This window comes from Hyunsoonleella flava, from assembly GCF_004310325.1.
GTDB lineage: Bacteria > Bacteroidota > Bacteroidia > Flavobacteriales > Flavobacteriaceae > Jejuia > Jejuia flava.
Window position 1 is genome coordinate 640587 of record NZ_SIRT01000001.1, and the last position, 18314, is coordinate 658900.

Annotated in this window: 11 protein-coding genes; 1 reads left to right on the forward strand and 10 read right to left on the reverse strand. The window is 34.1% G+C overall.

Annotation, left to right across the window (positions count from 1 at the left end; all coding sequences use genetic code 11):
- Nucleotides 1–13 precede the first annotated feature (13 nt).
- From EYD45_RS02700 to EYD45_RS02720, 5 genes are all read right to left on the reverse strand, one after another.
- Nucleotides 14–3337, reverse strand: a complete 3324-nt coding sequence (locus EYD45_RS02700; protein ID WP_130962800.1) for a hypothetical protein — start codon at nt 3335–3337, stop codon at nt 14–16.
- A gap of 431 nt (nt 3338–3768) precedes the next feature.
- Entirely contained in the window at nt 3769–4506 is a 738-nt protein-coding gene (locus EYD45_RS02705) for a Crp/Fnr family transcriptional regulator (protein WP_233702496.1), read from the reverse strand.
- Nucleotides 4507–4578: 72 nt separating this feature from the next.
- Entirely contained in the window at nt 4579–6018 is a 1440-nt protein-coding gene (locus EYD45_RS02710) for a rubredoxin (protein ID WP_165453873.1), read from the reverse strand.
- Entirely contained in the window at nt 6018–9539 is a 3522-nt protein-coding gene (locus EYD45_RS02715; protein WP_130962802.1) for a nitrate reductase, read from the reverse strand. The genes EYD45_RS02710 and EYD45_RS02715 overlap by 1 nt, the downstream gene beginning before the upstream one ends.
- A 541-nt stretch (nt 9540–10080) precedes the next feature.
- Nucleotides 10081–10746, reverse strand: a complete 666-nt coding sequence (locus tag EYD45_RS02720) for a response regulator transcription factor (protein WP_130962803.1) — start codon at nt 10744–10746, stop codon at nt 10081–10083.
- 157 nt (nt 10747–10903) lie between these two features.
- Between EYD45_RS02720 and EYD45_RS02725 the strand changes: the two genes are divergently transcribed.
- On the forward strand, nt 10904–12154 hold the full coding sequence (locus tag EYD45_RS02725) for a multiheme c-type cytochrome (protein WP_130962804.1): 1251 nt from the start codon (nt 10904–10906) through the stop codon (nt 12152–12154).
- 79 nt (nt 12155–12233) lie between these two features.
- On the opposite strand, the gene EYD45_RS02730 is transcribed toward EYD45_RS02725, so the two are convergent.
- The 5 genes from EYD45_RS02730 to nirB form a co-directional block, all read right to left on the reverse strand.
- A complete protein-coding gene (locus EYD45_RS02730; RefSeq protein ID WP_130962805.1) occupies nt 12234–12614 on the reverse strand; it encodes a RidA family protein in 381 nt (126 codons plus the stop codon).
- Nucleotides 12615–12670: 56 nt separating this feature from the next.
- Nucleotides 12671–14485 carry a sensor histidine kinase gene (locus EYD45_RS02735; RefSeq protein ID WP_130962806.1) on the reverse strand — a complete coding sequence of 605 codons (1815 nt, stop codon included), beginning with the start codon at nt 14483–14485 and terminating at the stop codon, nt 12671–12673.
- Between the two features lie 12 nt (nt 14486–14497).
- On the reverse strand, nt 14498–15082 hold the full coding sequence (locus tag EYD45_RS02740; protein WP_130962807.1) for a DUF4202 domain-containing protein: 585 nt from the start codon (nt 15080–15082) through the stop codon (nt 14498–14500).
- Between the two features lie 237 nt (nt 15083–15319).
- Nucleotides 15320–15697 (reverse strand): nitrite reductase small subunit NirD, encoded by a 378-nt coding sequence (gene nirD, locus EYD45_RS02745; protein WP_130962808.1) that lies wholly within the window; start codon nt 15695–15697, stop codon nt 15320–15322.
- Between the two features lie 26 nt (nt 15698–15723).
- Nucleotides 15724–18240: a nitrite reductase large subunit NirB gene (nirB, locus tag EYD45_RS02750; protein ID WP_130962809.1), complete on the reverse strand. Its 2517-nt coding sequence runs from the start codon at nt 18238–18240 to the stop codon at nt 15724–15726.
- Between the last annotated feature and the right edge of the window lie 74 nt (nt 18241–18314).

An 18314-nucleotide genomic window follows, 5' to 3' on the forward strand; every position in this document is an offset into this window, starting at 1 on the left:
AATATCAAAAATTTTAATTAATTATATCTAATCTGCCTTTTAAAATAATTAATTTAGAAGGAACCACAGATTCCCAACTAGGTCCCACGATTTTAGGGCCAATTATAAATCTAACTCCCTCCGCTGATTCCCCTTGATAAGGTTTGTTTATTTCGATTTCAGTTGGCGAAATTACATTCTTTATGATGTACTCCTCATCTCCAATAATAATCTCACGGTTTATATCTGTCTTTAAATCAGTGTTTTTACCTATTTGATTTGTAGGATTAAAATTTGAAGATTCGTCATTCCTAAAATTTGTATTCACCCCAACGACTATGGCATTGCCATTTTCAACGTTTAGAAAACCTGTCCCTATTTCTCCTTCTAAGTCATACTGATCGGTAATCTCTTCAATTATTGCCAAAGAATTTTCAGCAAATTCATCTTCCATTAAATAGGAGGAATCAATATCAGGAATTTCAATTTTAATCATATTAGAATTGTATATCTGACGCTCAAATCCCAACCTAATTGGCACCAAAACTCTGGCGTAACCTGCTTTTAGAAACTTTTCAAAAAGAGGATCATTATCCTTTAAATTAAGCTTGTTAATCCAACCCTCTTTTCTTCCCCAATAATAAGGATAAAAGGCATATAGCATATTTCCCCAATCAAAGCTTTGCTCATAAAACTTAACACTTTCGTTTTCTTCAAAGTTTTTGGAAAAATCAATCTTCGGATATCCAAATTCTGCATCGTCTTGTATGGCGCCATAGGCATTGAAATGCTGATTGGAAAGAATTGAAATACAGGCTTTTTTTAATTCCATTTCTTCAATATCTCTATTTACAAGAGGGTTTGTACCAAAATCGGTATTAGTAACATCAAAGATGGATATTTGCTCTTTGACCTCTTCTACTAATTGGTTGTATTTTTCAATAATTCTATTGTAAGTCTCAATTTGCCATTGTTTAAATTTTGCATCTGTCCTTTTAAAACTCACATTTAATTTAAAACTGCTAACACAAAACAGGCTGGAATAACCAATCACACTAATAGGGATTCCAGAATTAACAAACACAGAATCAGAATCTGCGGTCGTGTCCTGATCGTCTTCGAGATTGGCAAAAGTATATCCTTCACTTTCCAGATAATCACTCAGGGTTATAGAGTCATTAATCTTTCCTTTTACGTCATAAGCTGTATTAGGCTTCTTGGTTTTTCCGTCGTCTTCGAATAACTCTGACCAATTTAGTTCCAATTTTTTCCTGAGTGTTTGATATTCAATACGGTTGTCAGCAGTAGCAGCCAAAAGTTCCTCATTATAAATCATATTAAACACCTCATCTCCACCAATGTTAAATTTAAATGCCATTTGATCTTTACGATCATTGTCACTATCATTAGCTCTAGTAAACCGGGCATGCCCATTAACTCCAGATATTTCATAATCGATAACATCTGGTATATAACCCTCTGGGATTGCAATACTTTTAATAGAATTTATTGTCTTAATTTCAAAACCTTGTTGATAATTCTGATTCACCTCTACTTTGGTAGTCATCTCGTTCATCTTGAATAAGTATTCAGGTGGAGGCGGGGCAATCTCTTCAACACCATATTCCTTAATCCAATAGCTATAGGTGAATTCGTCTAAATGCTCTGGTTTTAAATCCTTGGTTTTCCCATTTACACAAACAACAGGAGGTTCAGGATAACTTTCCTTTAGGTGTTTACTTTTATTGCTTTCGCTAAATAACACAAAGGAGGCTGGTTCTGGAACCATAAATTCTAGAAAATGGCGTTTACCGTAATTTACAAGTTGGTTTCTATAAATTTTATTTACCCATTTATATACACCGTTGATGTGTTCACTATCACTATGAGAATTATCAATTTTATGGGTATTCGTAATTTCCTTTTCTTTTAATGTGACTAACTTTCTACTGGAGAACACCCTTTCTTTAACATTATTTACCGCCCTACTCATTAGCTCCTTAGCTTTTGAAGAGGACATGGACTGTGATTTTTCTGAAGATATACTAGCGCCACCTGACACACTTATTGTAGCTCCAAATGCTTCTCTGCTAATTTCCCCATTAACAAAAGCATCTTTTGCAATGGTGTTATCTGCTTCAGTTTGTATTTCAAATTGTTCATTTGTACTAAACTCGTTTTCTTGAAATTTCTCAGTTTCTGTTTCTTCAAGTATTGTTTCTTCCGTGCTGTCTAAAGTTCTATGAGTTTTCTCTTTTTTTTCACCTTTAAGAACATTCTCTATATAAGCTATTTCGTTTGTAGAATACCCAACAAGTTTATGCCTTACTTTTAATAAATCTCCTATTAATGGTGGATTTAACTTGGGTTTGATCCTTGATGGTTTTAGTGTATCTCTGGGTTCGTCTGAAGTATCGCATTTTCCTAAATCAATATTGATATTTCCATGGCTCATATTCCTAACGCCATTTACTATTACTGCACCATTAATATGATCAAGATTGAAATTATTTTCATTCAAAACTTCTTGGGTTTCTGGACTAAGTTGATCTATAAGTTGTCTTGGGATTATATTCAAAGATTTTTTGTTCTCTTCTCTTAAAATTTGTTTGGTACGTATTGCATTTAAATAGTTAGCATGAACTTTTTGGATTTCGTCTGCAGCTTTTTTATAAGTATCTATTCTCTTACGTTGTTCTTGTCTTTGTTTGCGTTTCTGTTTTTCTGCCTCAAGATCCTTTTGCCGTTTTGCGCGTTGTTTATTTAAGTAAAATTCATTTATAAATTGTATTGGATTTCTATTTTGAGGAAGCAACAAAGGTTGCCTAATAAACTCTTTTATATTTTTCTTGTCATTTATAACCCCTGGATTTTCTTGAGAGTACTTAAATAAATTTAAATATCTGGCTATAACATCTAATGATTCAATTTGAACATTGGATCTATACCCAGATACCAATTTGAAAAGTAAAGTGTCAATTATTCTAATTCTTTCATCTTTAAAATCTTGCTGAACGATTATTTTGGAAATCGAATTACCGTAAATCTTTTTAAAGGTAGATTCGAATTCACCATTGTTTAATTCATTGATGCGCTCAATGGACTTCATAAATTCTAAATGCGGATAGTTAAACTCTTCTGCAGAACGAATTAAAATTGATGACTTTGATAATCGACTAAGCAAATCATGGTAGCCTTCTACTGTTGCATTATCATCAATATAGTTTAATATTTCCGAGTATACTGGTAATTCATCACCTGGTTTGACGACTTTTAGATGCTCCTTGGAAATAGTAGGTTTTATTTTTTTTGGGCTCCTTAAGACTGTCAACTTAAAGACATCTGAATTTAGTTTCATAAGAACTATTGTTAAAAATTACCATAAAAGCCTAGATAGAGATATTGTTTAGATAAACACAAGTCTATCAACATGTTAAGTTCGGTTTTTTCTACAGAAAAAACAATACGTACTTGTACGTAGTTTTAAAAAAAATACAAAAATTAAGGGTTTAAATAACTTTGTAATCTAAAACAATACATATAGAAATCCAAGTTTTCTTGTCGCAGCGCTCCTCATAATGATACTAGCAAACATAACTGCATTAGGGATTGCAGCGACACCATTTATGTAGAGTATTTAGTAGTTAAAGATTATATGAATGCTGGATGACTTAAACTGATGAGATCCTGAAATGAGTTAGGTAAGATGTGAGAAAAGATATATCAGAAAGTCTCACCAAACTGGACAAACCCCCTGATAAATAGTATTTAGGCAAGTAATAAGAACAATCAACTATCTAAAAAGTAATTATGGTCGTCGATTTCCTTTTTAAGGGTATCAATGCTGATAATCCCAATCTTCCTGCCACTTGCTGAAATGAGTTTTTCTTTTTTGAGTGCTGAAAATACACGAATAACTTGCTCCTCGGTAGTGCCAGCGTAGTCAGCATACTCCTTTCTACTAAGTGGTAAATTTATAAATCCTCTTAAGTCCCCAAACTTACGATGAATGTACAATAAGGAATCAATAACGCGCTCACGCACCGTCATTTGTGAGATAGATTTCACCTTGTTTTCACTTCGGTTAAGCTCGTTGGCATAAAACAGCATCATATCATAAGCGAACTTAGGGTTTGCCAATAAGGTTTCCCTAAGGTGTTCTTTCGAAAAATAATGCAGTTTTGTATCCTGTAAGGCTATGGCGCCAATGGAATAAAATTCTTGTGTACCAAAGCCACGGTGACCAATAATCTCACAGGGTTTCGCAAAGCGTACGATTTGCTCACGACCATTAATCCCTGTCCTAAATACTTTTACGGTACCACTTTTAATGAAAAAAAGTCCGTTTACCGGCGCACCTTCCATAATAAATTGCTGCCCTTTTTTACATTTTAAAACAGTGTTGTGCTTTTGTAAATTGGAACTAAAAAGTGCTTTGTTGTGGTTATGAATAAAACAATTAGGATTGTTACAAGTGCTACATAGGGTATCAGATTTGGTTTTATATGGTGTATTTATGAGACTCAAAACATTAAAATAACTTATTTGTCTGTCTAAAATTAAGTAATAATACTTAATTTTAATAATTCTAGATAATTTTTAGGAGTTTCTTAAAATTTGAAAGGCTTTCTTCCGAAAACTACTTTTTGGTGCTTCACAAATTGAACATTCGTAAGTTTCTGGCAAATTTTCAAAATGTGTATTGGGAGGGATATCTTGTGTGATATCTCCATAGACTTCGCTATACACCGTTAAACATTCCGAACACTGATACACTTCCTCTTCCTCGCTTTTTTTTGGCGTTTCAGGCAACGTCTCTTTTTCTTTCTCAACGCCTAATTGCTCAAAATATAATTTACTCAATTCCATTAGCAATCCTGGAAGCTCCACCATATCTACATCTTGAACGTGCATGATATATTCACGTGTATTGGGATCAAAGTCTTTGGCATGAAGTAAGTTATAGGTATCTCGAATTTTAAAAACACCATTAACTTGAGGTGGCCTGTTTTTTTCAATGACTATGGACGTAAAATTGTAAGTATCGCTATCGTAGCTTGTAATTCCAAACGTTAAGCCGTAGGTGCTGATATCGTTTTGATCGAAATTAGTGACCAAGTACTTTTTTAAATTCAACGCTTCTTTGTCGTTTACAGGTACGTGCCAATTCATTTCCAGCATAGAATGCCGTACGTTGATACCGAATTTGCCCAAAAGCTTTTCCCATTGCAATTTGTGTTTTGCAGGAATTCCTTTTACGATAAAGGACTTCCATGGTGTGATGGAAATTTTACCTATTTTATTCTCAGAACATAAATCGCACATCGCCTTTAGAAACTTCAAATCATAACGATTATTTCTCCAATATAGCCCTAACCAATAGCGATCTGTACCTATGCGATTCATCCCCTCATAATACGGAAATGGGTAAAATGGTACTTTTAATGGCTTGTCAACCGTTCTGTTATTGGTTTCAACAGCATCATTGACTAAATCAAATACCATTTCAACGGTTTCAGGTTCTTCAATCAGAATATTTTCAATGGCTTGTTCTACCTTGTCCATATCCCAACTGTAAATTAATGCAGGATACATTTTAGTGTCCTGCCAACTAGGAAGTCTTAAATATAAATACCAATAGTCTTCATGCCTTGAAGCAATAAAGTTCACGTTTCCTGTAAACAAAGGCACTAAGCGTTGTTTAGGATCTATAACATTAATTCTAAGTTTTGGATTGTGTTTAAACTGCTCTAAAACATATAGATACCTATCACTAGTTAACCAAGAGGTACTAGGTAAAATATCTGAAGACACATACGATGACGCTATATTTTCTACACCATCTCGCTTAGGTTTTACAAATTGTATTTTATCAAATTGACTAAACTTACTTTCATCTATTTCCTCTGGAAAAATAATGTCTTGTCGTGATCCAAAAGAAATGGCATCCAACCCTAAACCTTCAGCAGCTTCACAAATGTATTTTAATTCTCCTGACGATAATACACCACCGTTTATCATTAATCTGTATGGTTCCATTATGCTAATACTTTTGAATTTTGAAGTATCTCTCTAACTTCTGTTTTACAACTACCACAACCTATACCTGCACCTGTTTTGTTACATAATTCTGTAAAATCTGTGCAGCCTTGAGCGATAGTTTCTTCTATATTACCCTGCCCTACTTGGCTACAAGAACACACCAGTTTTCCTATAATAGGCGCATCATTAGAAGCCCCTCTAAGCAATGAATTTCGCTTATCGGCCATTTCAATTTTGCTCTCAATCATGGTTTTAAATTCGGCAAATTCGTTTTTGTCCCCCATTAAAACGGCACCAATCAAAAGATCATCTTTTACAATACATTTTTTATAGTAACGTTTCTTGATATCTGTAAAAATAATTTCTTCGTAGCTATCGTCATGCTCAGGTACGCTAATATCTCCAATGCTACATAAGTTCAAATCGTTAAACTTTAAAATGTTCATTAATACTGAACCATTATATGAGCTACTAACATCTCCTGCAATAAAGTTGGCTAAAATATTGGCCTGTTCTTCTGCTGCTGATGTAATTCCGAATAATTGATTATTAAATTCTGCTATCTCTCCGATTGCAAAAATATCGGGATGCGAAGATTGTAAATGTTGATTTACCTTAACACCCCTACTGCACGCAATACCGTTTACTCTTGCAATATCCACATTAGGAATTGTACCAATAGCATACACAATAGCATTGGCTGTTATATATTTTCCACTTTTTAAAGTGATGTTTAATTCGCCAGTGTCTTCATCATCAAACACCGTACTTACTTCATTATCAAAATAAATTTGAATACCACGTTCTTGTACATCTAAAGCCAATAATTTACTAGATACTTTATCTAACTGACGCTCCATTAAACGTGATGCACGCTGTATAATGGTAATTTTAGCGTTTTTATGCTTCATTGCTGCAGCTAGTTCCAAACCAAGTAAACCACCGCCGACAATTACTACATGCTGTTCTTCTGGAGGAAGTCCCGTAGCATCTAAATGCTTCTTAAATTTATCGGCATCAATTTTATTTCGCATGGTAAAACGTCCTGGTAAATCTATTTGCACATCTTTTGGCACAAAAGCACGACTACCTGTTGCTAGTATGAGTTTATCAAAACTATGATTACCACCATTACTATCTGTAACTGTTTTAGCTGTTTTATCAATTTTAGTAATGTAAGTTTCGGGATGCAAATGTATATTTAGCTTATCAAGTTCTGCTTTTTTAATTTTTAAAAGCTGTTCCCATGATAATTCTTCTGTAACATATTCTGGAAGTAATACCCTATTATAAAACAGATTAGGTTCTTTTGAAAATACATGTATTTCGTCCGTTTCATTTTGCTCGCGATAATTTTGAACAAAACGAAACGCCGCAGCACCTGCACCTGCAATGATAATTTTTTCTGCCTGTTTCTTGTATTTTGAAACTATAACACGTGTAAACTTAAAATCTGGTTCTTTTGAAGTTGGATCTACATGCGTATTTGTTAAATTATTGGTGCGGTTTAAATTACTCTGCAGTTGTTTACCCCAATGCATTGGCAAGAATACAACGCCTTTTTTAATATTTTCGGTAACGCTTGCACGCACTCTAACTTCGCCATTCTCACTTTTTATCTCTGTGATATCGCCATCTTTTATTTTGTATAAATAGGCGTCTACTGGATGAATTTCTAAAACAGGAGTAGGATAATGTGTTTTTAAACGTGACACCTTACCAGTTTTCGTCATAGTGTGCCACTGGTCTCTTATTCTTCCTGTTGTTAAAATGAGTGGATAGCTAGCATTCGGTAATACCGATGTATTAATAATTGATGTAGGTACGTTGAATTTAGCTTTTTGAGAAGGCGTATAAAACTTTTTATCTTCAAACAATCTAGAGGTTCCTTGATGTCTGTGCTCTGGTACAGGCCATTGAAATGTACCTTCATTTTTAAGCCTATCGTAGTTTAAGTAAGATACATCTATATTGGTACCTTTAGTCATAGAGGCGTACTCATCATAAATCTCACTAGCACTATTAAAATCAAATCCTCTAAAGCCCATACGTTGTGCGAAATCGCAAAAGATTTCAACATCTGGTCTAGCTTCTCCAGGAGCTTCAATTTCCTTTGGTAAGTATGAAATTCGCCTTTCGGAATTTGTCATTGTACCTTCTTTCTCTAACCACGCCGCAGCAGGAAGCACCAAATCTCCGAAAGCTACGGTATCAGATTTATGAGATATATCTTGAACCACAACAAACTTAGCGTTTTTCATGGCTTTTTCTACACGATTTAAATTTGGTAAACTCACGAGTGGATTAGTACAAGCTATCCAAACGGCTTTCATTTTTCCACTTTCTAAAGCATCAAACATTTCAGTAGCCGTTAGTCCGGGTTTCGGGTTAATTTGATCTACACCCCAAAACTGGGCTACTTCTCGCCTATGCTCTTCATTCATTAAATCTTTATGAACCGCCAAAAGGTTTGCCATTCCTCCTACTTCGCGCCCTCCCATGGCATTAGGCTGTCCTGTTAATGAAAAAGGACCTGCTCCTGGTTTTCCTACTTGTCCTGTGATTAGAGATAGGTTTAATAGCGATACGTTCTTATCCGTTCCTACCACACTTTGGTTTAAACCCATGGCCCACATACTGATAAAGCCTTTTGAAAGTCCGATAATATCAGCAGCTTTACGTATATCTTTTTCTGGTACGCCACATAATTTTGAAGCCTGTTTCAATGAGGTTTTAAAGATTAAATCTTTATAATCTTGAAAGCCTTCAGTATGATTTTTAATAAAATCTTCATCAATTAAACCACGTTTATACAAGCATCTTCCAATGGCATTGTAAAGCATAACATCGGTTCCTGGTAGTAGTTGTAAGTGTATATCTGCAAAATTAGCTGTATCCGTTTTTCTAGGGTCTACAACTATAATTTTAATATCTGGATTTTCCTCTTTATGTTTTTCTAATCGTCTAAATAAAATAGGATGACACCATGCTGGGTTTGCCCCAGTAATTAAAAATGTATCTGCTAATTCAATATCAGCATAAGAAATAGGTACACTATCTTCTCCAAACGTTTTTTTGTAACCTACCACAGCAGAACTCATGCATAAGCGCGAATTTGTATCTATATTATTTGTACCTAAAAAACCTTTGGTGAGTTTATTAGCGATGTAGTATTCTTCGGTTAAACTTTGTCCGGAAACATAAAATCCAACACTATCTGGACCGTGTTTTTTTATTATCGATTTAAAAACGCTCGCAGCTCTATCTAAAGCATCATCCCAACTTACACGTTCTCTAGGATGAGACCTACTCCAGCGCATTTCAGGATATAAAATTCTATCGGAAGTATCATTAGCTACATAATGCAAATTCATGCCTTTAGAACATAACATGCCTTTGTTTACAGGATGATCCTTATCCCCCTCAACAAATACTTGGTTATTGGCATCTTTCTTAACAATGATTCCACAGCCAACTCCACAATATGAACAGGTAGTTTTTACTTCGCTTTTTATCATTTCAAACCAACATTTTACACTAATTACTATATTTTATTTTTCGAAAGCAAGCACTAACTTTATTATTCTGAATACCGTAAAAAAGACCTTTTAAATTTTAGATTTGATAAAAACCACATATAAAATTAATATTTAATGCAACAGAACATTAGCACACTTACAAATCTAAGTATTAATACTTAATTTTAATGCTAAATTTTACGTATTTACAAATTTATGTGAAGTTGATAATTTGGATATCTTGATTTTGTGGATTTGGTAAAATCAAAAGAAAAAAGAAATGAAGATTTGAATAAAATGCTTAACCAAACAACAAAAAAAACTAAAAATGAAGAGTATTATAAGAAGAGCCCATCCATTAATAAAAACATTCCATAATGCAATATTTCTATTATCAAAGTTTATTGGCTCATTTTTTTATATTTTAAGCCACAAATAGAAAAGCTATAAGTAAAAAGCATACCCCAGAATATTTGGGGTTATGTTTAATAAGGTTTATGAAATAATCTTTGTATTGTCTCAAAAATGAATTATTTTTCGGCTAAACCAACCCAAACTCCTTAGCCTTATCGGTCAATTCTTTCAAATTAGAAACCTCTAATTTTTTCATCAAATTAAAACGATGTACCTCGGCAGTACGTTTGCTTATTTTAAGTTCGTCTGCAATATCCTTATTATTTTTCAATTCTAAAACCAAGTCCAAAATTTGCTTTTCGCGTTTGGTAAGATTGAACGGATCTACTTTGGGTGCAGGCTTTGGTGCTACCGCAACGTTTGTATTACCATTCACAAAATTATTCATGATAATTGCCGAAATATCTCCGGTGAAATATTTACCTCCAGAAGCTACTTTATTTAGGGCTTTTATAAATTCCTCTTTACTAGCTCCTTTTAATAAATAACCATCTGCACCTGCTTGAATGGCTTGCACTACGTATTCTTCAGAGTCATGCATAGAAAGCACTAAAGTTTTAACATCAGAGCCAGATTTGTTGATTTCTCCAACAACCTCAATACCTGTCATTTCTGGCATTCTAATATCAACTATTAGCACATGAGGTTTATTTTTACTAATAACCTCTAAAGCCTCTTTTCCGTTAGACGCTTCATCTATAACGTCTATGCCTTTTTGGTCTTCAAGAAGTGCTTTTATACCGTCTCTAACCAAAATATGATCGTCCGCTAATACAACATTAATTTTATCCATACGTAATCATTGTGCGTTTCAAAGGTACTAAAATAAGTAATATTACGTATTAATCATTTGTGAAGTATTGAGTACCTCATTTTTAATAGTGATGTTGATAATAGATCTTCAAAAAAAAATCAAGAAGTATACTACCTCAATTTTGTAGTTTTATAGAGTGATAAAAAAGGGAATTCTAGCGGTTTTTATTTGTGCAGTGATTACAGTGCTCTATGTATATCAACAAAAGAGCACTTATAATTATGAGTACTTTTCTGTTGGACAAGATTTAGAACACCATAACGGACTTAAATTTGCAGGGTCTGAAGCCTGTATTAGCTGTCATGAAGATATTTACAAACAGCACATGACTTCTGCACATTTTTTAACTTCTACCATGGCTACAGATACTACTATCAAAGGTATTTATGAAGCCAATAACAATAAACTCAAGATAGGAAAACATCATAGTTTTACAATAAATGAAAAACAAGATGGCTTTTATCAAACGCTGAAAAATGACAGTTTAAATACCATTGAAAAAGAACATAAAATTGATATGGTTATCGGTTCTGGTGTAAAAGGACAATCATATTTTAGTTGGCAAAAGGATAAACTGTTTCAGCTACAAACATCATATTTTGTACCCACTAAGCAATGGATAAATAGTCCAGGATATAAAGAACATACTATTGCAAAGCCTAGACCAATTTCTGTTAGTTGCTTAGAGTGTCATGCTACTTTTGCAAAAACAACTGCGAGCAGTGAAACTAAGTATGAACTTTCAAAACGCAGTATGATTTTAGGCGTAGATTGTGAAAGGTGTCATGGGCCAGCTAAAAAACACGTGGAGTACCAAAACAAATTCCCAAATGACACGATAGGAAAACATATTGTTAAACAAAGTCAATTATCGCGACAGCAAAAAATGGATATGTGTGCCTTGTGCCATTCAGGATCTAAAACAAAAGCGCCAAATAAAGAATTTCATTTTGTTTTGGGCGATACGCTTGACAATTACTTAGTTAAGGATTTTAGAGATTATTACAGAGCAAAATATAAATCGAAATTAGATGTTCACGGCAATCAAGTAGAACTTTTAGAAGCTAGTAAGTGTTTTCAAAAAACTGAAACGATGGACTGCAATACCTGCCACAGTCCACATAGCAATGAAAGAGGCAATTTAAGTATGTTTAATGCTAAATGCATAAACTGTCATACGCATCAAAATATTGAATGTGGATTAACCGAGGTTGCTGATATGCAAACCAAGAATAATTGTATCGATTGTCACATGCCCATGTTAAAGTCTAACTCTTTAAAAATTCAAAATGAAAGTGGCTTGGTTCAGGTTAAAGTTCGCAGTCATTTTATATCCATAAATCAGACATCAAAAAGTAAAATAAATCAATACATTGATAGTTTATAATAGTGATAGCTTAGGTACTTCTTGGTATTACAGCTATAGTGATGCAACTATAGCTTAAAAGACCATAACTATTAATAAATTATGATTTTAGAGCCGTGACTTGAATTTCTATTTTCATATTACTGTCAGCTAAACCAGCAGAAAACATTGTAGCAGCAGGTTTGATGTTACCTAAGTATTTCTGAAGTACTGGCCAGCATTTTTCAAATTCTTCAGCATCAGGTAATATATAGGTTATCCGAACGATATCAGACAAACTAGCATGTGCTTGCTCTAAAGTATGCTTTATGTTTATCATGCATTGTTCTGTTTGTTGAACAACATCATCACTGATAGTCATTGTTCGATAATCATATCCAGTTGTTCCTGAGACAAATACCCAATTACCTTGAACTACTGCTCTAGAATACCCTATTTTTTCTTCAAATGTAGAGCCTGAACTTATTAATTTTCTTTTCATTGTTAACGTAAAATTTTGAGATGTCGAGACATGCTCAGAATAGTAACAAGCGACTTTTATTTTAGCGGGATGTTTAAAGTAACTCGAGTACCTTTACCTTTTTCAGAAGTTAAAAATAATCGACCATCTATATATTTTATGCGCTCTTGCATAAACGTCATGCCCATACCGCCATCTCCTGTTTTTATCTTTCGTACTTTATCAGGATTAAAGCCCTTACCATTATCATCTATTACAACACTTAGCATGTTTTTACTATGAGACAAAGACACTATAATATGAGTAGACTCAGCGTATTTTATAGCGTTATTAATAGCTTCTTGAGCTATTCTATATATATTAATTTCTGAGAGCGAATCTAGTCTTTGATTAAAATCGGTTTTATTAAAAAGCACAATTTCTTTACCTGTTAACCTACCTAACTCATGTGCTAATTTAGTTAATGCTGGTACAATACCATGATCTGTTAATTCTGGTGGTGTTAAATTAAATGTTGCTGTTCTTACACCTTTGATAATATTTGATGTCAACTCTTTTAAATGCTCAATTTTAGCAGTGGCCTTTTTTACATCTTTAGTATCAATACTTTCTAGATTATACTTTAAACCCGTTAACATTTGCCCTATACCATCATGTACGTCTTTAGCAATACGATTTTGTTCTTTTTCTTGGTTTTCAATAATCTTACTAGAAATGATTTTTTGTTGACTCATCTTCTCCTCAAAACTCTTTTCCGTTAAGCGATCGATTTCCAATTGTGCAGACTTTCTTTCTGTGATTTCTGAAGCAATAATGAGTAATTCTGATCGCTCTTCGGTTGCGTTAAAAGGGATTACAGCCATTTCTAGCCAAATATCTTCATTAGGTTTTGTTGTACCTTTTACTTCACCTTGCCATCCGGTTTTCTTATATTTAGTTATAATATTCTCAATAGCTTCTTGTTCATTTTCTTTATGCGATAGTACATTCCAAAATAATTCAGCATTATTAAACTTAGAGAAACTAAATAAATGTGAGAACTTATTGCCAATATGAACCATGTTGCCGGAGGGTGTGATTCTTGCAAATAAAAGTGTATCATCCATCGCTCTGGTTAAAGCACTCAACTCCTGTATGGATTTTTCCTTGGCTTTGCTCAATTCGTCTGCATCAAACGCCATTTTTTTCGCCCTTCTCTCCGCAGATAATAATTTTTTTAAAGTGTATCTAACCGATTTTGCTGCTGGCCAAAAGATAAATAAAAACTCGCCCAAGAGAATCAACAATGTCAGTGACGTAAGCCATAATTCCAAATTGCCTAACCAGGCTACTTTAGCTTCTGCTTCTTTTTCATATTGATTAACAATAGCATCCATTTGTTCTAGAAATTCACCTTCATAAGCTTTTACTTTTTCAATATCAGCTACATACTCCTGTAAAAATAAAGACGGGTTATCATCAATTCTACTAATGATACGTTTTGAAGCAGAACTCACCGAATCAAAAACAGGATTCAAAACCCTAAATTTCTGAGCTATAATCTTACTATTATCTCTAGGCAAACCCAAACTATCATTACCTTGTTGTAATGCATGATGTGATAGTTCCCACAAATTTAGCGTCTCTTTCAGATTCTGTTTAATAGCATTTCTTTTGTCTGTTTGCGTTAAAGTTAAAAGCGCAACAACATCCTTAGTCAATTTTTGACTTAGCATACGTTGCCTCCCGGCTACATTTATAACTTTAGAATCACTTTTTTGGCCACTAAGATGGTTTCTAATTAAGATCTGGCTTATAATTACAGAAAGTGCAATAGTACTAAAGCCAATAATATACAAACGGCGTAGTTTATCAAAAGTCCGCTGGTCTAATGAGTTGCCGTTTTTTGCCATATTCTTTAATTTTTAAGATATAGCCTGCTTTACTAAAGCTAAAGACTTTTCAGAAAAATTCAGTTTTAGAGCTTCTTTTTGGCCGTCTTCACTCATTTTTACCCAAGTTTTTTGAAGAATGTCGATTACCTTTTCATCGGGATGTTTTTCAGCAAATTCCTCAAAATAGTAGTCTAAAAACACCAAACAGATGGTATCTTCTAGTGCTTGGGATTCTTCATTTTTTTTGATGAGTTTTTTTAAGATTATTTTTCTGATTCTATCAACAAAAATATCATCGTAACCTACTTGTCGTAAAATATCTTCGGTTAAATCTGCATGCATTTTTTTTAAGGTTTCACGCCATTTTAAATAACCTACACGGTCCATGGGATACTCATCCCTAGCTATTTTCCAGCGGCAAATATGTTGTGCTCTTGCTGCGATTTGCAGTGCTTTAGATGCATCTGGTTTAAATTGCAACAACTTCCGTGTCATACGTTGGGAATACAATAACTCTTTTGGATATTGTATGCCTGCAACATCGTAAGTGTTTATATCTTCAGAATTAGCTTTATCTATAAGCGCAATAGCGGTTTCAAAACGTGTGGGCTTCATGATTAACTTTAGTATTAAATTCTATGTAAGCCAAGATACACAATTACACTTTTTTATTATGTGGTAGATTTTGGAATTTTTATTTGGTCGGACAAATTTATTTTCATTTTAAATTAAACTTGCAGTAAATAAAGCAACTGCGGTAAAATGAAGAACATTCAAAATTCGTCTTAGTAATTTAATAACCTTTGAATATTAGTTCTTCATAAATTACCGCATGCTTTTGTAAATTTTAATCTATTCTGTAAAACCCACATATACATGACCGTCTTCAATTTTTACAGGATACGTAGCAATAGCACCTAAATCTCCATTTAAATTTTCACCATTTTCCAACGAAAATGTTTTTTTATGCAACGGACAAGCAACTTTAGGAATACCCTTATCATCACCAATCATACCTCTACTTAAAACCATTTCCATTTTATGTGGGCATAAGTTTTGGCAGGCATACCACTTCGCTATTCTTGCAAAATTGAATACTGCAATTTGCTTATTCTTGTATTTTATACAGGCTCCTCCATCTTGAGGAAAATCTTCAACTGATGCCGCTTTAAACCATACCTTGACGTCTTCTAGGTTTGTTGTGCAATATTTATCAAGAATTTCTACCATTTTATTTTGTTTTTAATGTTGACTACTTATACCCAAGGTTCAGGCATTTTTTGGTCACGCATTGGGACGAAAACCAGATTATCATCTTCCTCTTTACTATTTACAAAGTGATTGAAACGCTTCATCATTTCAGGATCATTAACAGCTTGTGTCCACTCACATTCAAACTTATTTACCAGAGTTTGCATTTCTTTTTCTAAATCCTCTGCAATACCCAATTTATCGTTAATAATTACGTCTTTTAAATAGTCTAGCCCACCTTCCAATCGTTCTTGCCATGCGGCAGTACGTTGTAAAGGTTTAGCAGTTCTCATGTAAAACATTAAATATCTGTCTAAATACTTAATTACCCTTTCGTTATCTATTTGTTCAGCAAATAATTCTGCATGTCTTGGATTTGCACCACCGTTTCCACCAACATATAAGTTCCAGCCACCCTCAACCGCAATTAAACCAAAATCTTTTCCTCTAGCTTCGGCACACTCTCTAATACATCCAGACACTCCGCCTTTAATTTTGTGAGGCGCACGGATACCTCTGTAACGGTTTTCTAATTCGATACCAAAACTTACACTTTCGTCCATCCCGTATCGACACCATGTAGAGCCCACACAAGTTTTTACGGTTCTTAAGGATTTACCATAAGCATGCCCACTTTCAAAACCATGACTTATTAATTCTTTCCATATTAATGGCAACTGATTTAAAGTAGCACCAAATAAATCAACGCGAACACCACCTGTAATCTTAGTATATAAATCGTATTTCTTAGCAATTTCACCTAAAGCAATTAGCTTGTCTGGTGTGATTTCTCCTCCTGGAACACGCGGTACAACAGAATACGTACCATTACGCTGAATATTAGCTAAAAATCTATCATTTGAATCTTGGATAGCATACTCTTTATTTGCAGTATCTGCATGAATAGTCGCCATTAATGAGGCTATAAGTGGTTTACATAATTCGCAACCATGACCCCCGTTTCCGTGGTTATCCAATACTTCATTAAACTTGGTATAACCTTTTACTTCTATAATTTTATATAAATCCTGCCTGTTATAATCAAAATGCTCGCAAACTGAATCTTTAACTTCAATACCAAGAGCCTTAAGTGTTGCATTGGTTAAATCTGCGACCATAGGTTTACAACCACCACAACCTGTACCTGCTTTGGTACAACCTACTACACCTGCTAAATCTGTAGCTTCCCCACTTTCTATAACACCACAAATTTGTCCTTTTGTAACGCTTTCACATGAGCATACTTGGGCTTCATCAGGCAAATCGGTTACGTCACCAAAAGACGCTGCGCCATCACTAGCGGGTAAAATTAATTGAGATGCGTCTTCTGGAATTTTCATACCATTCAAGTACATCTGATGTAACATGTTATAATCTGATGCATCACCAACCAATATGCCTCCAAGAAGTTTTTTACCATCAAGACTTACATTAATTCTTTTATATAAATGTTGTGTTTTATTTTCAAAAATGATGGAATGTCCTTTTGATGCAGGCATAAATGGCTCACCAAAACTAGCCACATCTACTCCAATTAATTTCAATTTAGTAGACATATCAATATCAGATGGCATAATAGCATCATTTTCGGCTAGAATTTGTTTTACAGCAATATCAGCCATATCATAACCCGGAGCTACTAAACCATATATCATTTGGTTATAGAGTGCAATTTCGCCAATAGCATAAATGCTGTCATCTGAGGTTTTCATGGTGTTATCAACAATAATTCCTCCTCTAACTCCAACTTCCAACCCGCATGCTCTACCAAGTTCATCCCGTGGTCTAATACCTGCTGAAATGATGAGCATATCAACATCTAGTATATCGTCTTCACCAAACTCCATTCCCGTAATACTGCCATTACCTAGTATCTGGTTGGTTGCTTTGCTCAAATGAATATTTAAACCAATAGATTCTAATTTCAATTTTAAAACCTGTGAACTTCTAGAATCTAATTGTCGTGGCATTAACTTAGGAGCCAACTCCACAATATGAGGCTCTAACCCCATATCCATAACGGCTTTACCAGCCTCTAAACCCAATAAACCACCACCTAAAACAGCAGCTTTAGCATTAGGTTTTTCAGTTTTTATCTTTTCAGCATAAGCCATCATGCCTTCTAAATCTTCAATAGTTCTATAAACGAAAACACCTTCTTTCTCAACCCCTTTTATTGGAGGTACAAAGGGAGAAGATCCTGTGGCTAGCACCAAATAATCGTATGCAAATTCTCTATCCTTTGCTGTAGTTATTATTTTTTCTGCCCTATTTATATCTGAAACGCGTTCGCCAGTAACTAATTCTATTCCATGCTCTGCATACCAGCTAGCAGGGGCCATCTCTAAGGCCTTTGCATCTTGATTTTCAAAATATTCACTCAAATGAACTCTATCATAAGCTGGTCTTGGTTCTTCTCCAAAAACAGTGATCTTAAAACCAATACTTGCTGCATTAGCCACAAATTTTTCACAAAATTTATAACCAACCATTCCATTTCCAACTACAATAATTTGTTTCATAATTACGTATTTGAAAACAAAACTAAGTATTTATACTTATTTTTTATTCTATATTACTGAGAAATTTACGTAGA

What these genes read in the sequence shown, in the direction of transcription:
- EYD45_RS02700 (WP_130962800.1), bottom strand. Translation starts at nt 3,337, where the DNA reads ATGAAACTAAATTCAGATGTCTTTAAGTTGACAGTCTTAAGGAGCCCA.
- EYD45_RS02710 (WP_165453873.1), bottom strand. Translation starts at nt 6,018, where the DNA reads ATGGAACCATACAGATTAATGATAAACGGTGGTGTATTATCGTCAGGA.
- EYD45_RS02715 (WP_130962802.1), bottom strand. Translation starts at nt 9,539, where the DNA reads ATGATAAAAAGCGAAGTAAAAACTACCTGTTCATATTGTGGAGTTGGC.
- EYD45_RS02720 (WP_130962803.1), bottom strand. Translation starts at nt 10,746, where the DNA reads ATGGATAAAATTAATGTTGTATTAGCGGACGATCATATTTTGGTTAGA.
- EYD45_RS02730 (WP_130962805.1), bottom strand. Translation starts at nt 12,614, where the DNA reads ATGAAAAGAAAATTAATAAGTTCAGGCTCTACATTTGAAGAAAAAATA.
- EYD45_RS02735 (WP_130962806.1), bottom strand. Translation starts at nt 14,485, where the DNA reads ATGGCAAAAAACGGCAACTCATTAGACCAGCGGACTTTTGATAAACTA.
- EYD45_RS02740 (WP_130962807.1), bottom strand. Translation starts at nt 15,082, where the DNA reads ATGAAGCCCACACGTTTTGAAACCGCTATTGCGCTTATAGATAAAGCT.
- nirD (WP_130962808.1), bottom strand. Translation starts at nt 15,697, where the DNA reads ATGGTAGAAATTCTTGATAAATATTGCACAACAAACCTAGAAGACGTC.
- nirB (WP_130962809.1), bottom strand. Translation starts at nt 18,240, where the DNA reads ATGAAACAAATTATTGTAGTTGGAAATGGAATGGTTGGTTATAAATTT.